Source organism: Roseateles sp. P2_H4 (genome assembly GCF_056403315.1).
The window spans coordinates 20,888-42,939 of the sequence record NZ_JBFUFR010000032.1 but is presented as its reverse complement, the minus strand read 5'-3'; the positions used below and the strand labels follow the sequence as shown (position 1 = coordinate 42,939).

Here is a 22,052-nt window from a genome sequence, read left to right as displayed (position 1 = left end):
AGTGCTGCCCGGCCGCCCGAAGGCGCTGATGCGCCCCCCCGGGGGGCAGCGAACGAAGTGAGCGTGGGGGCTTCGTCATTTCAGGTGTTGAGTCCCAAGACGTCGTTCATGCCGAACAGCCCGGCGCTCTTGCCCACCAGGAAGCGCGCGGCGCGCAGGCTGCCCTGGGCATAGATGCCGCGGTTGCTGGCCTTGTGGCTGATCTCGATGCGCTCGCCGGTGCCGGCGAACAGCACGGTGTGGTCGCCGATGATGTCGCCGCCACGCACGGTGGCGAATCCGATGGTCGACGGGTCGCGCACGCCGGTCACGCCTTCGCGGCCATAGACGGCGCAGGCCTTCAGGTCGCGGCCGAGGGCGTCGGCGACGACATGGCCCATCTGCAGCGCCGTGCCGCTGGGCGCATCGACCTTGTTGCGGTGGTGGGCTTCGACGATCTCGATGTCGAAGCCTTCGTTCATCGCGCGGGCGGCCAGGTCCAGCAGCTTGAGCACGACGTTGACGCCCACGCTCATATTGGGCGCAAAGACGATGGCCGTGCGTTCGGCGAACTTCGCGATCTCGGCCTTCTGGGCCTCGTCGAAGCCGGTCGTGCCGATGACGGCCTTGACGCCCAGCTCGGCGCAGACGGCCAGATGGGCCAGCGTCGCCTCGGGGCGCGTGAAGTCGATCATCACGTCGGCGCCGGTGAGGCCGGCGCGCACATCGTCGCCCTTGTCCAGCGTGACGTGCAGCGCGCAGTCGTCGGCGGCCTCGACGGCCTCGATGAGCATCTTGCCCATGCGCCCGGAGGCGCCCATGACGGCAACCTTGATCACGAACCTGCCTTGGCCGGAGCAGCGTCCAGCGGCGGGTAGGTGCGGCCCGGCGCCGGGCCTTCGGCGGCGGCCGTGGGGGCGGCCTCGGCGCTCTTCTTGGGCGGCGGCAGGGCTGCGCGCTCGGCTTCGCTCAGGTCGAGCTTGGGCGACTTGCTGCTGGGCTTGAAGGTGTTGATGGCGGCCACGAAGTCGTTCTCGGCCGGCAGGTCATCAGGCACCGTCAGCTCCTTGAGCTTGTCGCCGTCGAAGACCGCGACGACCAGGCGCTGCTGGTTGGCAGCACCCTGGCGGCGGATCGTGAAGACATAGTCCCAGCGCGACTCGTGGAAGACGTCGGTCAGCAGCGGCGAGCCGAGCAGGTCGCGCACCTGGGCCTTGGGCATGCCGGGCTTGACGCGGGCGACCATCTCCTTGGTCAGCACATTGCCCTGCACCACCTCGACGCGATAGGGCGTCAGCACGCCCAGCACTCTTTCGCCGGTGACGTTGGGCAGGGAATCCCAGGTGGGGAGGTAGGAGCAGCCGCCAAGCAGCGCAAGCAGCGGGAAAGAGGCAAGCAGGGGACGCATGGGCGGCTGACGACAGAGGGCGGGAAGCACCAGTCGGAAGTCCGGCTGGCTATGATCGGGCGGATTCTAGCGGGGCCCTCTCGCCCCCCTTGCCTGCCCGCCATGCCCACCAAGAACCAGACCAGCGACATCAAGAACAGCGGCCTCAAGGCGACGCTGCCGCGCATCAAGATCCTGGAGATCTTCCAGCGTGCGGCGCAGCGACACATGACCGCCGAAGATGTTTACAAGGCTTTGCTCGGCGAAGGCGCCGACATCGGCCTGGCGACGGTCTACCGCGTGCTGCAGCAGTTCGAGCAGGCCGGCCTCTTGAGCCGCAACCATTTCGAGACCGGCAAGGCCGTCTACGAGCTCAACGAGGGGCATCACCACGACCACCTCGTCTGCCTGAACTGCGGCAAGGTCGAGGAGTTCTTCGATCCCGGCATCGAGGAGCGCCAGCACGCCATTGCGAGCGAGCGCGGCTTCCAGCTGCAGGAGCACTCGCTGGCGCTGTACGCGACATGCACCAAGACCGACTGCCCCAACAAGGGCTGATCAGCCGCCCAGCGGTTCAATCCATCGAGCCGTTGTCGATGGCGCGCTGGTGGCGCTCGACGAATTCCTTGTAGGTATCGATACCGCGCAGCTGCAGGATGGTGTTGCGCACGGCGGCCTCCACCAGCACGGCCAGGTTGCGGCCAGCGTCCACGGCGATGACGACCTTGCGCACCGGCATGCCAAGCACGTCCTCGTACAGCGGCTCGTAGGGCAGGCGCTCGAAGTCGCGCTCCATCGTCTCCTTGCGCACCAGGTGCACGATGAGCTTGAGGCGCATCTTGCGGCGCACGGCCGTCTCGCCAAAGATGGACTTGATGTCCAGCAGGCCGATGCCGCGCACTTCCAGCAGATTCAGCAGCAGCTCGGGGCAACGGCCCTCGATGGCGGTCTGGGCGATGCGGAAGAAGTCGACGGCGTCGTCGGCCACCAGGCCATGGCCGCGCGAGATCAGCTCCAGGCCGAGTTCGCTCTTGCCGAGGCCCGATTCGCCGGTCAGCAGCACGCCCAGGCCCAGGATGTCCATGAACACGCCGTGCCGCGTCGTGCGGTTGGCGAACAGCTGGGACAGATAGCCGCGCACCAGGTCGATGACATGGCCGGCGGATTCGTTGGTGCGGAACAGCGGGATCTCGGCGCGATCGCACATGGCGACCAGGCGCGGCGGCGGCACGGTGTCGTCGGCGACGATGATGACCGGCGGCTCCAGTGTGACGATGCGCGAGATGCGGCGGTCCTGGACCTCGGTGCCTTCCTGGCTCAGATAGGCCACCTCGCGGCGGCCGACGATCTGCACCCGGTAGGGATGGATGTAGTTCAGGTAGCCGACCAGGTCGGCCGCGCTCTGGGCGTCGCGCACGGCGGCTTCGTCGAAGCGGCGCTCGGGATGGGCGTGGCCGGCGATCCACTCCCACCGCAGGGCTTCGCGGTGCTCTTCAAACAGCCGCTCGGCGCTGATCGAGGTGGGTTTCATGGAGCCCCTCGGCTGCCGGGTACGTCAGCCGGCCTTGCAGGCCGCGCTGCGGCAGTGGCCGCAGCTCCTCGGTAGGCTTGGCAAGTCCACTGGACTTGCCCAGTCCGACCTCGGCCCCCGAGGGGGCGGCGGGCCGGCTTGGGGCGGCCCGGCACTCGGCCCGCTATCAAGCCATCGCCATAGGGTTTACGCGAGGCGCCAATCAGCGGCATCAAGCGACGGACTTCAGCGGCTCCCAGGCCGCGATCAGCTTGTGCAGGGTGGCGGCGTCGGGCTCGGCCTTGAGCTGCTCGCGCAGTTCGCGGTCGGACAGCATCTCGGCGATCTCGGACAGGATTTCCAGATGACGCTGCGTGGCCGCCTCGGGCACCAGCAGGAAGATCAGCAGGCCGACGGGCTCGTCGTCCGGCGCATCGAAGCCGATGGGCTGGGCCAGGCGCAGCACGGCGGCGAGGGGATTCTTCAGGCCCTTGACGCGACCGTGCGGGATGGCAACGCCATGCCCGAGGCCGGTCGAGCCCAAGCGCTCGCGGGCGAACAGGTTGTCGGTGACCAGCGCGCGGCCCATCTGGTGATGGTTCTCGAACAGCAGACCTGCATGTTCAAAGGCGCGTTTCTTGCTGGACGCATCCACATTCACCAACACATTGTCGGCGGGCAGGATGGCGGCGAGACGGTTCATGGGCTGAGGCCAAGCTTTCGGGGGCGCCTGATGGGCGCGGCCGCTGCCGGGCTGGTGGGTCAATCAGAGCGACAGATTATGGAACCCAGCGCCGTTTTGGGGTGGGCGGCAGACCCTAGACGCGTGGAAAACGCCTCTGCGTACCCATGAATGAGGGTTTTTGCGGCACTGCAGCAACAACCGATTGCCGCGGATGGCGCCCGACGGCGCAGTGCAAAAACAAAAGCGGCCCGCAGGCCGCCGTGAGATGAGCCGGTGGGGCTCAGCGTGCGGGCACCTCGAGGCGCTTGGCCGAGGCGTGGTGGTGATCCTGCACCTTGTCCTTGTGGCGGCAGACCTGGCGGTCCAGCTTGTCCATCAATTGATCAATGGCGGCATACAGATCTTCGTGGGACTGCTCGACAAAGATGTCGCGGCCCTTCACGTGCAGCGTCACTTCGGCGCGCTGGCGGCGTTCCTTCTCCTTTTGCTTCTCTACGGTCAACAGGACGTTGATATCAACAACCTGGTCGAAGTGGCGGGTCACACGGTCCAACTTGGTTAGCACGTACTCGCGCAGCGCTGGGGTGACTTCGAGATGATGGCCACTGATCGTCAGATTCATAAAGCCTCCTTTCAGAGGATGGGACGGAAAACAAACCAGAAAACTGAGACGAAAGGGGGAGGAGGGAGAGGGGTCTTTCGGGTAGCGGAGGTGGGTGGGAGTGGGGAAATGGACGAGTCCAGTTTGCTCGCGAAGCCGCTGCGTGACAAGGGGATGACGGTGACCGTTTGTCGGCTGGAGGGCCTCGTTTTCGCGGCTTCTTTCACGTCTTGCACGGGTGCAATAATCCGCAGATTCCCCCTACGGAGAGTTTCTTGGACTGCGATCACCCTCGGTGACCGTCCACTCGCGCTGCTGGCCTTTCTCAGGCCCGCCCGCCCGGAGTGAGACGGTTGACTGAACCCCGCCACCCCGGACGGCGCCAGCCGTCGTCCTCCTCGCCAGCGCTGCTGGAGACGATGCATGCTGAATGTGTTCACGCTGGACAACGGGCGCCTGAAGGGCGGCCTGTTCCAGGAAGAAATCGAAACCGCCGAAGACCTGGCCCAGTCGCGCCCGGTCTGGGTCGACCTTGAGAGCCCGAGTACCGAGGAAAAGGGCTGGATCCGCGACCGCTTCGGGCTGACCATTCCCGAGGACATCGTCGACGAGGACCTGGAAGAGTCGGCGCGCTTCTACGAGGAAGACAACGGCGAACTGCACATCCGTTCCGACTTTCTCATCGAAGGCGACGAAGGCCCCGACGGCAAGTCGGCGCGCAATGTGCGCGTCGCCTTCATCCTGTTCAACAACATCCTGTTCTCCATCCACAACGAGGACCTGCCGGTGTTCCGCCTGCTGCGGCTGCGCGCGCGGCGCATCCCGGCCCTGATCGAGGATGCCAAGGACGTGCTGCTCAAGCTCTACGACGCCGACGCCGAATATTCGGCCGACGTGCTGGAGGGCATCTACGACAAGCTGGAGGCCGTCAGCGTGCGCGTGCTGAAGAGCGACGTGACCGACGCCGCCGCCGGCGAAGTGCTGTCGGCGATTGCGCGCGAGGAAGACTTGAACGGCCGCATCCGCCGCAACGTGATGGACACGCGCCGTGCGGTCAGCTTCATGATGCGCAGTCGCATGCTGAACGCCGAGCAGTTCGAGGAGTCGCGCCAGATCCTGCGCGACATCGACTCGCTCGATTCGCACACGGCCTTCCTCTTCGACAAGATCAACTTCCTGATGGACGCCACGGTCGGCTTCATCAACATCAACCAGAACAAGATCATCAAGATCTTCTCGGTGGCCAGCGTCGCCTTGCTGCCGCCCACCTTGATCGCGTCCATCTACGGCATGAACTTCAAGAACATGCCGGAGCTGGAGTCGAGCTGGGGCTATCCCTTCGCCCTCGTGCTGATGCTGCTGTCCGTTGCCGCCCCCTTCATCTACTTCCGCCGCAAGGGCTGGCTGAAATAGGCCTGCCAAAAAGAAGGCCCGCGTCGTGATGACGCGAGCCTTGGGTCATAAAAGCGGTCGCAGAACGCCTCGAAGCCAACGAGGGAGGGAGGGAGGAGGAGGAGAACGGCTTGCGAGATTGCAGCTCTGAATATCAGAGAGGTTGCGCGACCTAAATTCCTGGTTGAACGGACAGTACGAGTCGAGGTGGACTCGGGTTTTCACTGGGTGTGTAGCTTGAGAGTGGGCACCGAGTGCGGAATTCCAAGGCGCTGTACCGGGTTCCTGTGACGATTGTTGTCGTCGCCATGGGCTGTCTTGCACCCCTGCGCGCCGCGATGGCAGGATTACAAACAGTAGGACGTGTAAGCCGCTTTGTCGAATATTTCTGGCCGTGTCCTGGGCTGCGGCTTGCGCCAAGGCAGGAAGGCACTGCGTTTGCCGGGGTTACCGCAGGGCGTGCCTGCCTGGATGGCCTTGGCGCCGTAGGGCCGGAAATGACACGCCGGCGCGAACTTTTAGAATCCCACGTCTAAACGAGGACCCGACATGCTTTACCCCGAACTGTTCAAGCAACTCGAAGCCGTGCGCTGGAACATGGACAAGGACATTCCCTGGGACAAGTTCGACGCCAGCCAGCTGACCGATGAACAGGCCCAGACGATCAAGATGAACGCCATCACCGAGTGGTCGGCCCTGCCCGCCACCGAGATGTTCCTGCGCGACAACCGCGAGGACAGCGATTTCTCGGCCTTCATGTCGGTCTGGTTCTTCGAGGAGCAGAAGCACAGCCTGGTCCTGATCGAGTACCTGAAGCGTTTCCGCCCCGACCTCGTGCCCACCGAGGCCGAGTTGCACGAAGTGCGCTTCGACTTCGACCCCGCCCCGGCGCTGGAAACGCTGATGATGCATTTCTGCGGCGAGATCCGCCTGAACCACTGGTACCGCCGCGCCTCCGAATGGCACAACGAGCCGGTCATCAAGGCCATCTACGAGACCCTGTCGCGTGACGAGGCCCGCCATGGCGGCGCCTACCTGCGCTACATGAAGCGCGCCATGGTCAAGTTCGGTGATGAGGCGCGCGCCGCCTTCGCCAAGGTGGGTGTGCTGATGGCCAGCGCCCGCCGCACGGCCCAGGCCCTGCACCCGACCAATCTGCACGTCAACGCCAAGCTCTTCCCGCGCGACACCATCCAGAGCCGCCTGCCCGACCCCGAGTGGCTGGAGCGCTGGCTGGACACGCAGATCCAGTTCGACTCCGTCTGGGAGAACAAGGTCGTCGAGCGCATCCTGCACAACATGAGCCTGCTGATGGACCGCAGCTTCGCGACCGTGCAGGAGCTCAACCGCTTCCGCAAGGAAATGGCGGCACGCATCGTGCCGCTATCGGCTGAAGGCCTGGCCGGCAAGCCGGCCTGATCAGCCTCGTTCAACCACCGCGCGAGCGCTTCACCACCACCAGGGCGAAGCCCGCGGCGGCCACGGCCATCCAGCCGACGAACGACAGCGAGGCCAGTTCCGCCAGCGACCGGCCCAGGTCGGCGACCATCGCGGCCCCCAGGCTGTCCTCGGACTGCAGCGTGCGCATCAGCGCATGGCCGTCGTACACCAGCGAGTGGTTGATGTGCTGGTTCAGGTCCATCAGCGCATTCAGCGGCCAGTCGATGCCATAGACGTTGTGCATCACGGCAGTGGCCACGCCGCCGCCCACCAGCACCAGCGGCACGCCCAGTCGCTTGAGCCAGGCCGAAGCCGCCATCAGCACCATGATCACCGGCAGCAGCCACAGCGTCAGCAGCACGGTGCCAACCATGCCGCGCAGCAGCAGCGGTGTGGCGGCCGCCAGCACTTCGCCCCAATTCAGTCCGAACGCGCTGTCCCAGCCGAACTTGATGCCGAGGCCCGTCAGCGCGATCGGCAGCCCGAACAGCGTGCCGATGATGGCCCCGCCCACCGGGGCCAGCCAGGCATGGGCCAGCACCGTGGAGACGATGCTCTCGCTGGGCCGCCCGGGCAGTGACAGCCAGAACTCGATGGAGCGGTCCTGCGCGTCGCGCCGCGCCAGGCCAGGCAACTGGAACAGCGCCACCAGCAGGCAGATCGCGTAGACGATGCAGCCGCTGGCCACCAGCACGATCAGCGCAATCAGCTCCGGTGGAATGCTGGGGCTGCCGTCCATGTGGCCGAACGGCAGCATGCCCAGAAAGAGGATGGGGGGCGCGAAAGCGGCGATCAGCCAGCCAAGCTTGTGCTGCATCCACTCGCGCAGCAGCAGGGTGGGGATATGGGTTTTCATCACGTTTCCTTCAGGCTTGCTTGCCGTTCAGCGCCGGGTTGCGGGTCAGCGCCATGAAGAGGTCGACGAGGCTGGGGCGCACGCGCTGGCCCAGGCTCGTGATGTGCTCGGGCGGCGCGCCGTCGAACAGCGACGTCGTGCGCCCCTGCTCGCGGTAGCGCAGCAGCGGGTGGGCGGCGGCCATCGCATCGGCGGCGGCCGGGTCGTGGTTCAGCGCCACGAAGCGGCGGTCGATGTCCTCCAGGCTGATGGACAGCGCCACGCGCCCCTCGTCCAGCATGATCACGTCGCTCAGCAGCGCCTCGACCTCCTCGACCTGGTGGGTCGAGATCAGCACGCTGCGCTCGCCATCGCACCACTCGTCGATGAGCATCTCGTAGAAGCTCTTGCGCGACACCACGTCCAAGCCCAGCGTCGGCTCGTCCAGGATCATCAGCTTGGCATCGATGGCGGCGATCAGCGCCAGGTGGGTCTGGGCCACCATGCCCTTGGACAGGCTCTTGACCTTGTCGCCCTCGCTGACGCTGGTGCGCTTGAGCAGGGCCCGGGCGCGCTCGGCGGAGAACTTGGGCTGCAGCCGCGTCATCAGCGTGATCAGCTCATGCACGCGTGCCCAGCGCGGCAGCACGGCCACATCGGGGATGTAGCTCAGCTCGGTCAGCAGCTGCTGGCGGTGCTTGGTGGGCTCCATGCCCAGCACGCTCATTTCGCCCTGCACCGGCAGCAGGCCGACCATGGCCTTCATCAGCGAGGTCTTGCCCGCGCCGTTGTGGCCCAGCAGGCCGACGACCCGGCCCTTGGGCACGGTGACGGAGACGTCGTTCAGCGCGGTTTTCTTGCCGTAGCGCAGCGAGACGTTCTTGACTTCGATGAGGTTCATGTCGACTCCCAGTTCAGATCCTTGGCATTCAGGCCCAGGCGCTTGAGCTTGGCGCGCAGCGCCGGCCAGTCCTTCTGCAGGAACTGTTCGCGTTCCTGGCGCAGCAGGCGCTCGCGGGCGCCCGTCATGACGAACATGCCCAGGCCGCGGCGCGACTCGATCAGGCCGTGGTCGCTGAGCGCCTGCAGCGCCCGCGTGACCGTCAGCGGGTTGATGACGTATTGGCTGGCGAGCATGCGCACAGAGGGCAGGGCCTCGCCTTCCGGGGGGCTGCCGTCGAGCAGTTGCACGGCCAGACGGTCGGCCAGCTGCTGGTAGATCGGCGCCTGGTCAGTCCAGGTGGGAGTCATGGGAGCTCCGAGGTGTGTTGCTGATGTAGCACACCATATCTCCTGACCCGGAGGCGGACCTAACGAAGGGCGACAGACTGCAGATCCGGTGGGATGAGCTGCACGGTTGTCGCTGACGCCGTGTCGGCGCTGCATGTCAGAAACTGATCTAGAATCCTCACAGAGGTTTCCATGACGTTGCCCGAATCGATAGTCGTCCACGCTAAGTCCTTGCCTGAGGGAGGCGTGCTCTCGCCAAAAGAGTTCCTGCACCTCGGGAGTCGAGCGGCCGTGGACCAGGCTTTCTCTCGCCTAACCAAGGAAGGGAAGCTGCTTCGCATCGCGCGCGGGAGCTATACGACGCCGGTGTCAAGCCGCTTCGGCACACGGGCACCAGCGCCTGAAAAGGTGGTCGAGTCGCTGGCGGCCCGAAGCGGAGAAACAGTAGCGCCTCATGGCGCTGCGGCGGCCAACGCGCTGGGACTGACTCAACAGGTCCCGATTCGACAGGCCTACGTGACGTCGGGACGGACGCAACAGCTTAGGCTTGGCCGGTCGGAAGTGACGATCAAGCACGCGCCACGCTGGATGCTGGCCTTGGGGACCGGCCCTGCGGGAGCTGCGGTCCGGGCCCTGGCCTGGATGGGGGCGCCCCACGCCCGCGAGTCGCTGGCGACGCTGCGCCGGACGCTGCCAGAGGCAGAGTGGCGGACTCTGACCGCCAATCGAGCGGCTCTCCCATCCTGGATGGCCCGTGCCATCGGCGAAGAAGCAGCTCGTGGCTGAGCCCTTCTTCGCCCTCGGCGCTGACGACCAGCGCGAAGTCCTGGAAATCGCCCGCGAGCGCACTGGGCGGCCAGCCCACCTCCTCGAGAAGGATGCCTGGGTGGTCTGGGCCCTGAACGCGTTGTTCAGCTCACCCCTCGCCGCCGACTTGACGTTCAAAGGCGGCACATCGCTGTCCAAGGCCTACAAGATCATTGATCGGTTCTCCGAGGACATCGACCTCACCTATGACATCCGCAAGCTGATCGCAGACTTGGTCGATGACGACAGCGCTTTGCCCGGCAGCCGAAGCCAAGCCAGCAAGTGGACCAAGGCCGTCCGTGACCGCCTTCCTGAGTGGATCGACGCCCAGGTTCGACCTGTGCTCGTGGAGGCTCTAGCGCGTGACCGACTCGACGTGAAGCTGGAGATCGGCGGCGCAGATCACGAGAGGCTGCTACTGCACTACCCGGCTCACAAGCTTGGAACCGGCTATGTCTCACCCGTCGTGACGCTGGAGTTCGGTGGCCGCGCTACTGGCGAGCCGCACCAGGTGATGCAAGTCAGCTGCGACATGGATGGACATGTCGATGGTGTCCTGTTCCCTCTTGCCTCCCCGCAGGTGATGAGCGTGGCGCGGACGTTCTGGGAAAAGGCCACCGCCGCACACGTCTACTGCGCGCAGGCCCGGATCCGCGGCGAACGCTATGCCCGGCACTGGCACGACATCGCCGCGATAGGACGCAGTTCGCACTTCGCGGCCGCCATAGATGACCGCGAAGTCGCCAAGGCGGTCGCGGAACACAAGTCGCTCTTCTTCATCGAAAAGGATGCCGAAGGTGCCGTGATCGACTACTTCGCGGCGATCACCGGGAAACTGCAGATCGTGCCCGACGGAACTGCGCGCGATGCGCTGGCGGCGGACTACGACAGCATGCGCGCCGACGATATCCTGGTCGGCAACGCACTGCCCTTCGACGCGCTGATGGATGCGTGCGCCTCCGTCGCACAGGCTGCCAATGCAGCAGCCGCGAACAATTGATCCACTCGCGTCAGGGCGAGGTGTCCGGTGACGGCAGACCGTAGCGACGAACTCACGCAGGAATTGGAACGGCTACGCGACGAGAACGTCCGACTGGCTGCGCTGCTGGACGCGCACGACATCGCCTGGCGGGTATCCAAGCCCGCGACCGCACTCGTTGCGGCCACTACGGCGACACCGCTCACGACCGCCGCCAAGGTCGCGCTCTTTCGCCGCCTATTTCGGGGCCGTACCGACGTTTACCCCGTGCGCTGGGAAACCAAGGCGGGCAAGGCCGGCTATTCGCCTGCATGCGCCAACGAGTGGCGTGTTGGCGTCTGCGAGAAGCCGCGCATCAAGTGCGCCGATTGCGGCCATCGGCTGCTGGTCCCATTGACCGACCAGACTATCTACGACCATCTCGCCGGCCGCCACACCGTCGGTGTCTATCCCCTGCTGGAGGACGACAGTTGCCATTTCCTCGCGGTGGACTTCGATGATGCCGAGTGGCGCAGCGATGCCCGGGCCTTCGTCCAGTCGTGCCATGAACTCGGTGTACCGGCTGCGCTTGAGGTCTCGCGCTCAGGCGAGGGCGCGCACGCGTGGGTGTTCTTTTCTTCAAGAGTCGCCGCGCGGGATGCGCGCCGACTCGGAACTGCCATCATCAGCCACACCTGCGCCCGCACGAGGCAACTGAAGCTCACGTCCTATGACCGGCTGTTCCCGAACCAGGACACGATGCCCAAGGGCGGCTTCGGCAACCTGATCGCCCTGCCGCTGCAGAAGCTACCGCGCGAAAGCGGTGGCAGCGTGTTCGTGGACGACGAGCTGCACCCCTATGCCGACCAATGGGTCTTCCTCGACTCCGTCCCGACCATGGCAGGGCACCACATCGAGCCAACGATCCTGCGCGCCACCGGGAGCTCGCACCCGCTCGACGTCACTTTCACCACCGAGGAAGATCAACAGGAACCCTGGAGGCGGACCGCACCTGCCGGGCGGCGCTTGCCCGGCACAATGCCCGCGTCGCTGACCGTGACCTCGGCCAACTTGCTGTACTTCGACAAGGCTTCTCTGCCGCAAGCGCTGGCGAACCGCCTGATCCGCCTGGCGGCATTCCAGAACCCCGAGTTCTACAAGGCGCAGGCGATGCGTCTGTCGGTGTGGAACGAGCCGCGCGTGATCGGCTGCGCGGAGAATTTTCCCAACCACATCGCCCTGCCTCGCGGCTGTCGGGACGTCGTCGAAGAGCTCCTCAGCGACAACGACATCCGCTTTGATCTGCGAGACGAACGATTCAGCGGTGAACCTCTGGACGTGAGCTTTGCCGGCAAGCTGCGCTCGGACCAAGAGCAAGCGGTCATCGCCATGCTCCGTCATGACACCGGCATCCTTTGCGCGCCGACGGCGTTTGGCAAGACAGTCACGGCGACGGCGTTGATCGCCCGCCGAGGCGTGAACACGCTGGTACTGGTCCATCGCACTGAATTGCTCAAGCAGTGGCAGGAGCGGCTGCAAGGCTTCCTGGGCGTGGGCAGGGGTGTAATCGGAGCCATCGGGGGCGGCAAGGCCAAGCCGACCGGCCGAATCGACGTCGCGGTGATGCAGTCCTTGTTCCGGCAGGGCGAAACGAACGAGATCGTCGAGAACTACGGCCAGGTCATCGTCGACGAATGTCACCATCTCTCGGCGGTTTCGTTCGAAGCCATCATGAAACGGGTGCGGGCCAAATATGTGCTCGGGCTCACCGCCACGCCGATTCGGCGCGACGGACGACAACCAATCATCTTCATGCAGTGCGGGCCCATGCGGCACACGGCCGCACGGCCGGCGGGCGCGCCTCAGTCCTTGGACGTGATCCCCTGCTACCTGTCGGCCCACGTCCGGCTACCTGCCAATGCCAGCATCCAAGATGTCTTCCGGCACATCGCCAATGATGCGGGCCGCATCCAGGCTATCGCGAACGAGGTCGCCAGCGCTTTCGAGCAGGGACACAAGGTGCTTGTTCTGACCGAGCGGACCGACCACCTTGGTGCAATCGAAGCGATGCTGGCGGACCGGGTGTCGACGCTGTTCACGTTGCATGGACGTATGTCAAGGAAGCAGCGCACCGCACTTGTCGGGGAACTCGACGCGTTGCCGCCGGACACGCCACGCGTACTGCTGTCCACAGGCAAGTTGATCGGCGAGGGATTCGACCACGCGCCACTGGACACGCTGGTGCTGGCCATGCCGATCTCATGGAAGGGCACGTTGCAGCAATATGCCGGCCGCCTGCACCGCGAGCATGCGGACAAGACACGCGTGCGGGTCATCGACTTCGTCGACGCGGGTCACCCTGCCCTGTTGCGCATGTGGGACAAGCGACGGCGCGGCTACCAAGCCATGGGCTATCGGATTCCATCGACCGACACATACGCCCCTCTCGACTTCGATGGGCAGACAGACTGCGCCGACTGAAACCGCAAGCCTGCATCGGCGACAGAGGGGCCACTGGTAGCTTTCTTGTCGTGCTTCGCTGCGCCGGTCAGGACCGCTCTCTACAAGCCGATCTGGACCACGCCACCGAAGACGTGCTGCGCTATGTATGGACGAGTGAGTTGGCGACTAGCTCATGCGGTTTTCGTCAAGGGCCAGCGGGTCGATGCGGCGCCGGCGCCGAAAGTTCAACGTTGAGCGCAAAGAAAACCGATAGTTCAAACTTGAGCGAGACGTCGATTCAAAGCTCGCTGGCACGTTCGGGGCTAAGTCGTTGCGCGCCGCCGCATTTCAGTTTTGGGCTGAACGCAAACCGACAACGGTTGCTGTCGGTTCTCACCGAAGGCACGGTTGCTGTGACGGCTACAGCAGATCACTGGGGGTTGAAGGAGACGAGCGAAGAAGAGTCCAGTCCGCCGTTTATGCGCTCGCCCCGGTCATACGGGAAATCGGCTGGGGCCGATAGCGTCAGCGCCGTGCGTGCGCCCCATCGCCAACTGCTGGCGCAGTGGCCTCGCGAAGACGCCAGCGCATCTCAGGAAACAGCAGCGAGACGAATGGGTCGTATCGCCGGTCCGGCAATCGGTGACTGGGGTCGGCAGAAAAGTCCTCGACCCGCTGGTGCTGCGCATCGGTGGCGTCGGGTCGGTAGGCATCCCATGCGATCAGGAAGAGGTGCGTCCACGGCTGCACGGCACCACGCCCCATCTGCATGCCGCTGGCTAGCACTGCGAACGGATCCTGGAGCTTGAAGCCGATCACGCGGTTGTGTCGGATGGACAGCAGCACGCGCAGCACACCCTTGGCACCCCAGAACTTCTCCTCCAGCGCGGGCTCCAGGTCCGGACGCCAGTTCCGGTGCTCGCGCAGGCCCATCAAATGGGTCAGCAACGTGTCGCGGGCCGCATCGTTGGCGTTTGTTGCGTGATAGTCCTCCGCCAGCGTCAACAGCGTCTGCATGGCCATCGCCCAGTCGCCGGGTGGCTGCGCCGGCGCGAGGGTCGACTGCAGCACGCGGTCCCAATGACCATGCGATCGAAGCAGCCCTTCGACGTTCTCGTCCTCAAGTGCGCAGAAGAATCCGCCGCGCACCTTCTGCCAGCCATGTTCGATCATCGTCCGCACGGTGATCTCGTTCTCGAGCAATTCTGCGGCTCTGTAATCGGCCACCTCGTGCTGATGCTGAAACAGGACTCGGATCGGCTCGTGCAGCTTGGTCCACACAGCCCCCTTGCCGTTCATATGCTGGCGGTGCCGCCGAACGAAGTTGTCCGAGATGCCGACGTAGAAGTAGCCGCCGGTCAGCTCCAAAACGTAGAACCACTTGCGCATGCCTAGTCGCCGAGATCGCCGGTCGGGTGGGAGGGGCGCATTCTGTGTGGTCCACCGAGATCCTGGAAGTGAAGCAATCACCACGGCGGGCTCCATCCCTGTCGCTCGGTTGTTCGACGCGAAGGCATGGTGGGCCCGCAAATACCCCGGGACGTTCGACTCGTCCTGCCACGAGCCATTCCAGTGGTCCGGGCAGATCTGCCGCGGGTGCATGCGCAAGGCAGGCGACCCGCGGCGACCGCGCTGTGTGCGATACCAGACAGACGGCCGCGCGATGACCGGCCATGCTGGTCGTTTGCCAAGGACCCAGCATGCAGTTCCGCGTCGGATTCGAGATGGTTCATCACTGCGAACAGCCTACGCCGATGATCCTGCAGCTCAGCATCCACTACTCCCGCGCGTCGGACCTGGTCCGCCCCGACCATCTGCTGACCAGTCCCTCCGTGCCGGTCACTGCCTACCGCGACCTGTTCGGCAACTGGTGCAGCCGCCTCGTCGCTCCCGCAGGGCGCTTCACCCTCAGCACCGATGCCATCGTCAACGACAGCGGCCTGGCCGACATCGTGGCGCCCGACGCGCAACAGAACCCCGTCGAGACGCTGCCGGAGTCGACCTTGGTCTATCTGCTGGGCAGCCGCTACTGCGAGACCGATCAACTTTCAGAGATCGCCTGGAAGCGCTTCGCCGACGGCCCTACGGGCTGGGCACGCGTGCAGGCAATCTGCGATTTCGTGCACGGGCACATCGAGTTCGGCTACGAGCATGCGCGCCGCACCCGTACGGCGCTGGAGGCCTACAACGAGGGCGAGGGCGTCTGCCGCGACTATGCGCATCTGGCCATAGCCCTGTGCCGATGCATGAACATCCCGGCGCGCTACTGCACCGGCTATCTCGGCGACTACGGCACGCCGCAGCCCTGGGGCACGATGGACTTTGCAGGCTGGTTCGAGGCCTACCTGGGCGACCGCTGGTACACCTTCGACGCCCGCAACAACGTGCCGCGCATCGGGCGGGTGCTGATCGCGCGTGGCCGTGACGCCAGCGACGTCGCACTGTCGAGCACCTTCGGCCCCAACCGGCTGGAGAGCTTCCGGGTGTGGGCCGATGTGGTCGAGGCCGCCGAGGCGGGCGCGCAATGACCTACTGTGTCGGCGTCAAGCTGGACGACGGCCTGATCTTCGCCAGCGACTCCCGCACCCATGCCGGTGTCGACAACTACGCCAGCTTCTGCAAGATGACCGTCTTCGAGCGCGCTGGCGACCGCGTGCTGGTGCTGCTCAGCTCGGGCGACCTTGCCGCCACGCAGGCGGTGATCGGTGTGCTGCGGCAGCGGGCAGCGGCGGGCGCGCCGCACATCTGGTCGGTGACGTCGATGTTCGATGTCGCCAACCTGGTCGCCGACGCGATGCGCGACATCGAGCGCCGTGACGGGCCTTTCCTGGAAAGCGGCGGCCTCAAGTTCAACGCCTCGTTCATCCTCGGTGGGCAGATTGCCGGCGAGGACATGCGCCTCTTCCGCATCTACGCCGAAGGCAACTTCATCGAGGCCGGCACCGAGACCACCTTCCTGCAGACGGGCGAGGCCAAGTACGGCAAGCCCATCCTCGACCTCGCGGTCACGCACGGCGCGAGCATGGAAGACGCGACCAAATGCGTGCTCGTCTCCTACGACTCGACGATGCTCAGCAATCTGTCCGTGGGCATGCCCATCGACCTGCTGTGCTACGCGCGCGATTCACTCAACGTCAGCATGAAGCGCCGCTTCGATGCCGGCGACCCGTATTTCGAGGTGCTCAAGCGCCACTGGATTGCCGGCACCCGCCGGGTCTTTCACGAACTGCCTGCATTGGTGTGGTGAGCTGGGGCGATTGACTTCACACCGGGCACGCCGAGCCGCATGGCCGTCGCCTTTGGGATAGTCATGGCGTGCAGGCACGGTCGCCGCAGTTTCCCTCGCGGTTCTCCACGATTGTGTGGATGCCCTCGTCTCAGTCCCCTCCTAGGATGCAGCGCAACAAGGCCCGGACATCACCGTGGCCGTGCACAGGGAGGAAGGCGGCATGCGCATCGACTTCAACGTCAACAACAGCGCAAGCGAGTCAGCTCGCTATCTCACGTGGGCGCCGTCGCCGCTGCGCCTGCGGCTGCTGGAGGCGCCGATCGGCGTGGGCGTGCAGGTGACGCTGTCGGAGGCGCGGCAGCCCGACGGCGGCTCGATCCGCTTCTGCGCCACGCCGGACGGCACGTTCACGACGACGCTCAAGGTCAAGCTGCCCACCAACGGCACGTCGCAGACCGTCTACGTGCGCGGCAAGTTCGGTTCGCCCAGCAAGGCGGACCGCGACGTCAGCATCGTCGTCTCCACGCTGGACACCGAGGTCGGTCGCCTGCCGGTGATGGTCAGGGTGCGCAGGAACGCCGACCTGCTGACCGCCGGCGAGCGCGCCCGCTTCATCGGCGCGATGGCCAAGCTCAACAACAAGGGAACCGGGCGCTTTGCCGACTTCCGCAATATGCACGTGGCGGGAGCGGCGAGCGACCAGGCCCACGGCGCGTCGGGCTTCCTGCCCTGGCATCGCGCCTACCTGCTGGACCTGGAGCGCGAACTGCAGGCCATCGACCGCTCCGTGACGCTGCCGTACTGGCGCTTCGACAAGGCTTCCCCCAACCTGTTCACCCGGGACTTCATCGGTGTGCCTGACTCGCTCGGCACCGTGCAGTTCAGCCCGTCCAACCCGCTGCAGTTCTGGGCGACCGACGGCGTGCAGGGCATCGCGCGGCGCCAGCTCGGTGCCAGCCCCGGCAGTGCCTCCAGCCCCTCAGTCCGCACCGAGGCGCAGACGCTGGCGCTGGGCAACACCTACCGGCTTTTCAAGGCATTGGAGGGCAATCCCCACGGCAGTGCCCACGTCAGCTATTTCAGCGGCAGCATCTCGTCCATCCCCACCGCGGCGAAGGACCCGTTGTTCTTCCTGCTGCATTGCAATGTCGACCGCCTGTGGGCCAAGTGGCAGGCGCAGGATGCGCGGCGCTACAAGGATTCGGAGGCCACGGCCTACGACCCCGGAACCCCTGCTGGCAACCTGCTCATCGGCCACAACCTGCCGGACTCGCTGTGGCCCTGGGGCGGCGACGTGACGGCGCCGCGGCCGTCGACGGCGCCCGGTGGCGCGATGGCGAGCTCGGCCTGCGTCTCGGCGCCCGGCGCCGTGCCGCGGGTCAGGGATATGCTCGATTTCCAAGGCGTTGCGAACAGCGGCGCCAAGCTGGGCTTCGCGTACGACGACGTCGCCGCGGCCTGACACCCCCTGCATTCGGAGCGCAACATCATGGTGACTGCCAAGACCGCAAAGCGCACGGGGGCCAAGACGACGGCCCGCAACAAGCCCGCGGCAAAAACCGCCTTCTCGGGCAATCCAGCGCATCTCAAGAGCGCTGCGCCGAAAGCGACGCCCGCCGTGACCGTCAAGAAGGCTGTCAAAAAGGCGATCGTGAAGGCGGYCGTGAAGAGGGCCGCGCTCCCGAGGCCGATGTCGGCGGCCGATGCGCTGTCCGATGCCAGCGCCACGCTCAAGCAGCGCCTGGCCGCACTCATCCGCCTCGGCCCGGACGTGACCGGCAGCAAGAGGAGCTTTGACGCGGTCTGCAAGCTGCTGCGGGATGGCGGCGGCAACCCGCAGCTGCGCAACGCGGCACTGATGGCCTTGCAGGCCGCGGCCTTCGATCCCGTCACGTTCGCCAAGTACCGGGCCACTTACTTGGCCGTGCTGCGCGAGCTGCGCGGCGACGCCGATCCAGAGATGCGCCAGCGCGCCTTCGGCCTGCTGGCCCGCGAGCAGGACGCCGACACCCAGGCCCTGCTGCTCGACGGACTGGAGAACCCCGCCAGGGCCCTGCTGCCGCCCGAGAAGGCGCTGCAGCTCCTCAGCTACGACCCCCACGCCGGCGCCTACGCGGTGGCGAGGAAGATCGAGAAGCAGCCCCCCAATGCACTGGCCCGGCGCGAGGCATTGCGCGTGCTGGCCGCCGACGGCAACTCGGTGGACCTGTTCGAGGGCGTGCTGAAGGACAAGAAGGAATCCATGGAGCTGCGCCAGATTGCCGCCAGCGCGCTGAACCACCTCGCGCCCCGGCGCATGCAGCAGTGCGCGCGCCTCATCGCGATGGACGACTCCGACAGCGATGACGCAAGAGCCGTCGGCCTCACGGCGCTGTCCCAGTTCGGCGAAGAGTCGGCGCTCGCGTCCGACGCGACGCTGATGAAGAAGGTCGAGACCCTCGGCCAGAACACCGCTGACGCCGGCCTGAAGACGGCCGTCTTGAGCTTCAAGGGCCGCTACAGCTGAGGCCACCGTGTCGACCGCTTCGCTGCCATGGACGCCGGAGCGGTTGAAGGCGGAGGTCTTGGCTGCCTGCGCGCTGGAGACTGCCGGGTCGCGCACGCAGGCGCTCGTGACGCTGCTGCAGGAAGAGCACACCGCCTATGCCGAGTGCAGCTCGGCCGAGGTGGCCCGCCGGCGCGGCTGGGTGCTGGTGGCCCTCGGCCGCGAGCCACTGGGCGACGCGGCCCTGCCCCTGGTGCTGGAGGAGATGCAGACCGGCCACCAGCCCTACGTCCTCGCGGCGGCGGCCCGCGCCCTGCGCAGCGCAGGCCAGCCTCAGCCGGCGTTTGCAGGCTGCCTGCTGCGTGCACTGCAAACCCTGGCCCGCCGTGACGACTTCGTGGACCTGGACCAATGGGGCGGCGCGGCAGCCACCATGGACGCCCGCACCGCCTTGGCGGAAGCCCTCGACACGCTGCGCTGGATGGGCCCGCAGGCGAAGGGCATCAAGCCCGCGCTGACAGCGTTGGCCGCCGAGTCGGCCGGCTTGGCCGACGACCATCGCGAGGCGTTGGCGGGCATCCTTCAGGCACTGCCCGATGCGGCTGACGATGAAGAGGAGGCCAACTGCTGCGCGTTGCCGCCGCTGTGGCGCCGCCGTGCGCGCGAGGCCAGCCTCGCCGCACCGGCGGCATCGGTGAGCTTCGAAGACCAGGATGGCGCCGCCCATGCGTGGAACGACGTTTTTGTCGGCCGACCCAGCGTGGTGGCCTTCTTCTACACGCGTTGCGACAACGAGCGCAAATGCTCGCTCACCGTCGCCAAGCTGGCCCAATTGCAGAAGCTGCTGGCAGGCGCCGACGCGGCCGTCAACCTGGTGGCCATCACCTACGACCCCGAGTTCGACCTGCCGCATCGCCTGCGCGGCTACGCCGAAAGCCGCGGCCTCGTGCCGGGACCGCACTGCCGGCTGCTGCGCTCCACCGGAGGGCTTGGCGCACTGCAGGTCCACTTCGGCCTCGGCGTGGGTTTCGCGGGTTCACTGGTCAACCGGCACCGCATCGAGGTCTACCTGCTCGACGCCAGCGGTCGCATCCGTGCAGCCCATGAGCGCCTGGATTGGGATCCAGCCGAGATTGCCGCCGAGATTCAGCAGCTCACTGTGGCCGCGCCGGCCGCCGAACCCGCCCGGCCCAGGGCGGCGACCGTGGCAGGCGCTGCACCCACGCTGTGGGCGCTGCTGCTGGCGCTGCTGCCCAAGTGTCCCGTCTGCGGCGCTGCTTACCTGAGCACCACGGGGCTGATGGCGTTGCCCCAAGTGCCCGGCTGGGAGCGGTACTGGCCGCTGCTGCTGCTCGCCCTGATCGTGAACCTCAGCGCCATGGCCTGGATCGCGCGCGCGCGCCGGCACTGGGGCCCGCTGGCCTGGACGGTGGCCGGCACCCTGCTGCTCGTCATCGCTGGCCTCGCCCTCGGCCAGCAGGCCGGCCTCATCGGCGGTGCCGCGCTGACGGCCATCGGCTCGCTGCTCGCCGTGGTCGGTGTGCGGCGCTCAGGTGCCGGCCGTGCCGGCCTGACCCTTGGCGACGGCCAGTCAACCTCGCCAACGAGTCCGACATGACGCTGGATGGGCTGTGGACGCTCAACGCGCGCGTGGCCGGCGTCAGCGCCGCGAGCCCGGTTCCCGAGGTGAGCAGCACGGCGCTGCTGATCTCCGGCCTGGCCCTGATGGGGTGGGTCGCAAGGCGTCGTACGCGCTCGTGACAGCGGTGGCTGACGCGTTGTACGCGCAACGGCCGTCGAGTTCCTGGACAGGCTCACCTGGTGAGCCTGCTCCCGGACACGATGGCGGCATGACCGAAGCCCTCAACCCCAGCGTGCCGTCACGTTTCGCCCCAGCTGATCACAACGGCATCCTGGCCCGCGTGCCGGGCCAGTACATCGCCCAGGCCAGCAAATCCCTGCCGGATCCGGCCTGCGCACTCGACGATGAGATGTGCGTCGAGATCGATGCCGCACCGACGGGACGCGTGCGCCTGACTTTCAGGAAGCAGCGCTACAGCAGGCCGCGCGGCAAGATCGCCTACTTCTCCTGGCTCTGCCGCCACGCCGAGCCTGTCGCGCCAGCAGGCGAGTGAGGCCGGGGCTCGAACCTTGCCGGCTCGCCCGGAGCCCAGTGGCTGGCCGCGCTTGACCGTCAGGCCGCGCTGGCATCCGTGGAGAGTGCCATGTCGCTGTGATGCGGCAGCACCAGGCCGGTGGCAGGGTCTTCGTGGGCGGTCGTGCGTATCCACGGTGCCCATGAGTTGACGGTGCCGAAGATGGTGGCGAAGGCGACGTCGGCGGCGTCGCGCCCCGTGCCGAAGCGCACGAGGCCCATCGGGATCGCGGTGCCGGAGGGGTCGAAGATGTACCAGCGCCCGCCGAGATACACCTCGGCATAGGCGTGGAAGTCGGGTGGGCCGAGTGCAGGATCGGCGCCGTAGTCCGTGCCGGTCGCGAACCGGGCGGGGATGTTCAAGGCCCGGCACAGCGCGACCATCAGGTGCGTGAAATCGCGGCAGACACCGCTGCGCTCGATCAGGGTGTCGACCGCCGACGTGGTCGAGGTCGACGTGTTCGACGTGAACGACACCCGGCTCCGTATCCACTCCGCGATGGCCTGCACGCGGCTGTGCCCTGGCGCGATCTCGCCGAACTCGGCCCTCGCGAGCTTGATCAGGCGATCGGACTGGCAGTAGCGGCTGGGATAGATGTACTGCAGCACGTCGAGCGGCAACTGGTGGACCGCGACTTCAGGCAGGTCCGCCGGGTGATCCATGCGATGGGACAGGTCCACGGTGGCCTGATAGCGGATCTCGAGATCCCCGGGAGCCGCCTGAAGGCGCAGGTGCCGGTTGCCGGTGCTGGGGTCGGTCTGAATATTCAACTCGACGCCCTGGTTCACCTGCAGGTCCTCGGCGAAGACCTGCTGGCACGGCGTGTACGCCGGGTGGATGTTGAAGATGAAGTCGGCACCCGGGGCGCTGACCTCGTACTTCAGCTGGACTTCCAGTTCGATGCGAATCATGCGGC

At 66.3% G+C, this 22,052-nt stretch carries 23 protein-coding genes; 13 read left to right on the top strand and 10 right to left on the bottom strand.

Annotation, left to right across the window (positions count from 1 at the left end; all coding sequences use genetic code 11):
• Window positions 1-80 precede the first annotated feature (80 nt).
• Complete coding sequence (gene dapB, locus AC1DW3_RS22095; protein ID WP_477934910.1) at window positions 81-818, bottom strand: 4-hydroxy-tetrahydrodipicolinate reductase; 738 nt, start codon at window positions 816-818, stop codon at window positions 81-83.
• Window positions 815-1,387: an outer membrane protein assembly factor BamE gene (locus tag AC1DW3_RS22090; RefSeq protein ID WP_477934908.1), complete on the bottom strand. Its 573-nt coding sequence runs from the start codon at window positions 1,385-1,387 to the stop codon at window positions 815-817. Before AC1DW3_RS22090 ends, dapB begins: the two co-directional genes overlap by 4 nt.
• 102 nt (window positions 1,388-1,489) lie before the next feature.
• Between AC1DW3_RS22090 and fur the strand changes: the two genes are divergently transcribed.
• Window positions 1,490-1,924: a ferric iron uptake transcriptional regulator gene (gene fur / locus AC1DW3_RS22085; protein WP_477934907.1), complete on the top strand. Its 435-nt coding sequence runs from the start codon at window positions 1,490-1,492 to the stop codon at window positions 1,922-1,924.
• A 16-nt stretch (window positions 1,925-1,940) separates the two neighbouring features.
• Here fur and hprK read toward each other — a convergent pair whose 3' ends face one another.
• The 3 genes from hprK to hpf form a co-directional block, all read right to left on the bottom strand.
• Window positions 1,941-2,897, bottom strand: a complete 957-nt coding sequence (gene hprK / locus AC1DW3_RS22080) for an HPr(Ser) kinase/phosphatase (protein ID WP_477934905.1) — start codon at window positions 2,895-2,897, stop codon at window positions 1,941-1,943.
• Window positions 2,898-3,108: 211 nt separating this feature from the next.
• Window positions 3,109-3,579, bottom strand: a complete 471-nt coding sequence (locus AC1DW3_RS22075) for a PTS sugar transporter subunit IIA (RefSeq protein ID WP_056200063.1) — start codon at window positions 3,577-3,579, stop codon at window positions 3,109-3,111.
• Between the two features lie 262 nt (window positions 3,580-3,841).
• Window positions 3,842-4,183 (bottom strand): ribosome hibernation-promoting factor, HPF/YfiA family, encoded by a 342-nt coding sequence (hpf, locus tag AC1DW3_RS22070; RefSeq protein ID WP_056200061.1) that lies wholly within the window; start codon window positions 4,181-4,183, stop codon window positions 3,842-3,844.
• Between the two features lie 402 nt (window positions 4,184-4,585).
• Between hpf and corA the strand changes: the two genes are divergently transcribed.
• Together corA and AC1DW3_RS22060 are read left to right on the top strand one after the other, a co-directional pair.
• Complete coding sequence (gene corA, locus AC1DW3_RS22065) at window positions 4,586-5,575, top strand: magnesium/cobalt transporter CorA (RefSeq protein ID WP_477934903.1); 990 nt, start codon at window positions 4,586-4,588, stop codon at window positions 5,573-5,575.
• Between the two features lie 528 nt (window positions 5,576-6,103).
• A complete protein-coding gene (locus AC1DW3_RS22060; RefSeq protein ID WP_477934901.1) occupies window positions 6,104-6,973 on the top strand; it encodes a ferritin family protein in 870 nt (289 codons plus the stop codon).
• Between the two features lie 10 nt (window positions 6,974-6,983).
• Here AC1DW3_RS22060 and AC1DW3_RS22055 read toward each other — a convergent pair whose 3' ends face one another.
• From AC1DW3_RS22055 to AC1DW3_RS22045, 3 genes are read right to left on the bottom strand one after another with little or no spacing between them, the layout of a single operon-like run.
• Window positions 6,984-7,850: a hypothetical protein gene (locus AC1DW3_RS22055; RefSeq protein WP_477934900.1), complete on the bottom strand. Its 867-nt coding sequence runs from the start codon at window positions 7,848-7,850 to the stop codon at window positions 6,984-6,986.
• Window positions 7,851-7,860: 10 nt separating this feature from the next.
• A complete protein-coding gene (locus tag AC1DW3_RS22050) occupies window positions 7,861-8,730 on the bottom strand; it encodes an ABC transporter ATP-binding protein (protein WP_477934898.1) in 870 nt (289 codons plus the stop codon).
• The gene (locus AC1DW3_RS22045; protein WP_477934896.1) at window positions 8,727-9,080 is read right to left on the bottom strand and encodes a GntR family transcriptional regulator; all 354 of its coding nucleotides are present in this window, start codon (window positions 9,078-9,080) and stop codon (window positions 8,727-8,729) included. The genes AC1DW3_RS22050 and AC1DW3_RS22045 overlap by 4 nt, the downstream gene beginning before the upstream one ends.
• 171 nt (window positions 9,081-9,251) lie before the next feature.
• On the opposite strand from AC1DW3_RS22045, the gene AC1DW3_RS22040 reads away from it, so the two are divergent.
• Genes AC1DW3_RS22040 through AC1DW3_RS22030 form a run of 3 tightly spaced genes read left to right on the top strand, consistent with a single transcriptional unit; the run spans window position 9,252 to window position 13,305 of the window.
• Window positions 9,252-9,845: a DUF6088 family protein gene (locus tag AC1DW3_RS22040; protein WP_477934894.1), complete on the top strand. Its 594-nt coding sequence runs from the start codon at window positions 9,252-9,254 to the stop codon at window positions 9,843-9,845.
• Window positions 9,838-10,866 (top strand): nucleotidyl transferase AbiEii/AbiGii toxin family protein, encoded by a 1,029-nt coding sequence (locus tag AC1DW3_RS22035; protein ID WP_477934892.1) that lies wholly within the window; start codon window positions 9,838-9,840, stop codon window positions 10,864-10,866. The genes AC1DW3_RS22040 and AC1DW3_RS22035 overlap by 8 nt, the downstream gene beginning before the upstream one ends.
• 27 nt (window positions 10,867-10,893) lie before the next feature.
• Window positions 10,894-13,305 (top strand): TOTE conflict system archaeo-eukaryotic primase domain-containing protein, encoded by a 2,412-nt coding sequence (locus tag AC1DW3_RS22030; protein WP_477934890.1) that lies wholly within the window; start codon window positions 10,894-10,896, stop codon window positions 13,303-13,305.
• 486 nt (window positions 13,306-13,791) lie between these two features.
• Here AC1DW3_RS22030 and AC1DW3_RS22025 read toward each other — a convergent pair whose 3' ends face one another.
• On the bottom strand, window positions 13,792-14,655 hold the full coding sequence (locus tag AC1DW3_RS22025) for a GIY-YIG nuclease family protein (protein ID WP_477934888.1): 864 nt from the start codon (window positions 14,653-14,655) through the stop codon (window positions 13,792-13,794).
• 311 nt (window positions 14,656-14,966) lie between these two features.
• Here AC1DW3_RS22025 and AC1DW3_RS22020 point away from each other — a divergent pair, with 311 nt between their 5' ends.
• The 7 genes from AC1DW3_RS22020 (at window position 14,967) to AC1DW3_RS21990 (ending at window position 21,115) form a co-directional block, all read left to right on the top strand.
• Window positions 14,967-15,794 (top strand): transglutaminase-like domain-containing protein, encoded by an 828-nt coding sequence (locus tag AC1DW3_RS22020; RefSeq protein WP_477934886.1) that lies wholly within the window; start codon window positions 14,967-14,969, stop codon window positions 15,792-15,794.
• A complete protein-coding gene (locus AC1DW3_RS22015) occupies window positions 15,791-16,513 on the top strand; it encodes a proteasome-type protease (RefSeq protein WP_477934884.1) in 723 nt (240 codons plus the stop codon). The genes AC1DW3_RS22020 and AC1DW3_RS22015 overlap by 4 nt, the downstream gene beginning before the upstream one ends.
• Before the next feature lie 202 nt (window positions 16,514-16,715).
• Window positions 16,716-17,957, top strand: a complete 1,242-nt coding sequence (locus AC1DW3_RS22010) for a tyrosinase family protein (protein WP_477934965.1) — start codon at window positions 16,716-16,718, stop codon at window positions 17,955-17,957.
• Window positions 17,958-18,185: 228 nt separating this feature from the next.
• Window positions 18,186-19,001, top strand: coding sequence for a hypothetical protein (locus AC1DW3_RS22005; RefSeq protein WP_477934882.1), 816 nt, complete (start codon window positions 18,186-18,188; stop codon window positions 18,999-19,001).
• 7 nt (window positions 19,002-19,008) lie between these two features.
• Window positions 19,009-20,598 carry an SCO family protein gene (locus tag AC1DW3_RS22000; protein ID WP_477934880.1) on the top strand — a complete coding sequence of 530 codons (1,590 nt, stop codon included), beginning with the start codon at window positions 19,009-19,011 and terminating at the stop codon, window positions 20,596-20,598.
• Entirely contained in the window at window positions 20,595-20,741 is a 147-nt protein-coding gene (locus AC1DW3_RS21995; RefSeq protein ID WP_477934878.1) for a hypothetical protein, read from the top strand. Before AC1DW3_RS22000 ends, AC1DW3_RS21995 begins: the two co-directional genes overlap by 4 nt.
• 89 nt (window positions 20,742-20,830) lie before the next feature.
• Complete coding sequence (locus AC1DW3_RS21990; RefSeq protein WP_477934876.1) at window positions 20,831-21,115, top strand: hypothetical protein; 285 nt, start codon at window positions 20,831-20,833, stop codon at window positions 21,113-21,115.
• A 59-nt stretch (window positions 21,116-21,174) separates the two neighbouring features.
• Here AC1DW3_RS21990 and AC1DW3_RS21985 read toward each other — a convergent pair whose 3' ends face one another.
• Window positions 21,175-22,047: a transglutaminase-like domain-containing protein gene (locus AC1DW3_RS21985; RefSeq protein WP_477934874.1), complete on the bottom strand. Its 873-nt coding sequence runs from the start codon at window positions 22,045-22,047 to the stop codon at window positions 21,175-21,177.
• Between the last annotated feature and the right edge of the window lie 5 nt (window positions 22,048-22,052).

Excerpts from the sequence above, each read along its gene's own strand:
- AC1DW3_RS22090 (WP_477934908.1), bottom strand. The coding sequence starts at position 1,387 with ATGCGTCCCCTGCTTGCCTCTTTCCCGCTGCTTGCGCTGCTTGGCGGC.
- fur (WP_477934907.1), top strand. The coding sequence starts at position 1,490 with ATGCCCACCAAGAACCAGACCAGCGACATCAAGAACAGCGGCCTCAAG.
- hprK (WP_477934905.1), bottom strand. The coding sequence starts at position 2,897 with ATGAAACCCACCTCGATCAGCGCCGAGCGGCTGTTTGAAGAGCACCGC.
- AC1DW3_RS22075 (WP_056200063.1), bottom strand. The coding sequence starts at position 3,579 with ATGAACCGTCTCGCCGCCATCCTGCCCGCCGACAATGTGTTGGTGAAT.
- hpf (WP_056200061.1), bottom strand. The coding sequence starts at position 4,183 with ATGAATCTGACGATCAGTGGCCATCATCTCGAAGTCACCCCAGCGCTG.
- corA (WP_477934903.1), top strand. The coding sequence starts at position 4,586 with ATGCTGAATGTGTTCACGCTGGACAACGGGCGCCTGAAGGGCGGCCTG.
- AC1DW3_RS22060 (WP_477934901.1), top strand. The coding sequence starts at position 6,104 with ATGCTTTACCCCGAACTGTTCAAGCAACTCGAAGCCGTGCGCTGGAAC.
- AC1DW3_RS22055 (WP_477934900.1), bottom strand. The coding sequence starts at position 7,850 with ATGAAAACCCATATCCCCACCCTGCTGCTGCGCGAGTGGATGCAGCAC.
- AC1DW3_RS22050 (WP_477934898.1), bottom strand. The coding sequence starts at position 8,730 with ATGAACCTCATCGAAGTCAAGAACGTCTCGCTGCGCTACGGCAAGAAA.
- AC1DW3_RS22045 (WP_477934896.1), bottom strand. The coding sequence starts at position 9,080 with ATGACTCCCACCTGGACTGACCAGGCGCCGATCTACCAGCAGCTGGCC.
- AC1DW3_RS22040 (WP_477934894.1), top strand. The coding sequence starts at position 9,252 with ATGACGTTGCCCGAATCGATAGTCGTCCACGCTAAGTCCTTGCCTGAG.
- AC1DW3_RS22025 (WP_477934888.1), bottom strand. The coding sequence starts at position 14,655 with ATGCGCAAGTGGTTCTACGTTTTGGAGCTGACCGGCGGCTACTTCTAC.
- AC1DW3_RS22020 (WP_477934886.1), top strand. The coding sequence starts at position 14,967 with ATGCAGTTCCGCGTCGGATTCGAGATGGTTCATCACTGCGAACAGCCT.
- AC1DW3_RS22015 (WP_477934884.1), top strand. The coding sequence starts at position 15,791 with ATGACCTACTGTGTCGGCGTCAAGCTGGACGACGGCCTGATCTTCGCC.
- AC1DW3_RS22010 (WP_477934965.1), top strand. The coding sequence starts at position 16,716 with ATGCGCATCGACTTCAACGTCAACAACAGCGCAAGCGAGTCAGCTCGC.
- AC1DW3_RS22005 (WP_477934882.1), top strand. The coding sequence starts at position 18,186 with ATGTCGGCGGCCGATGCGCTGTCCGATGCCAGCGCCACGCTCAAGCAG.
- AC1DW3_RS21995 (WP_477934878.1), top strand. The coding sequence starts at position 20,595 with ATGACGCTGGATGGGCTGTGGACGCTCAACGCGCGCGTGGCCGGCGTC.
- AC1DW3_RS21990 (WP_477934876.1), top strand. The coding sequence starts at position 20,831 with ATGACCGAAGCCCTCAACCCCAGCGTGCCGTCACGTTTCGCCCCAGCT.
- AC1DW3_RS21985 (WP_477934874.1), bottom strand. The coding sequence starts at position 22,047 with ATGATTCGCATCGAACTGGAAGTCCAGCTGAAGTACGAGGTCAGCGCC.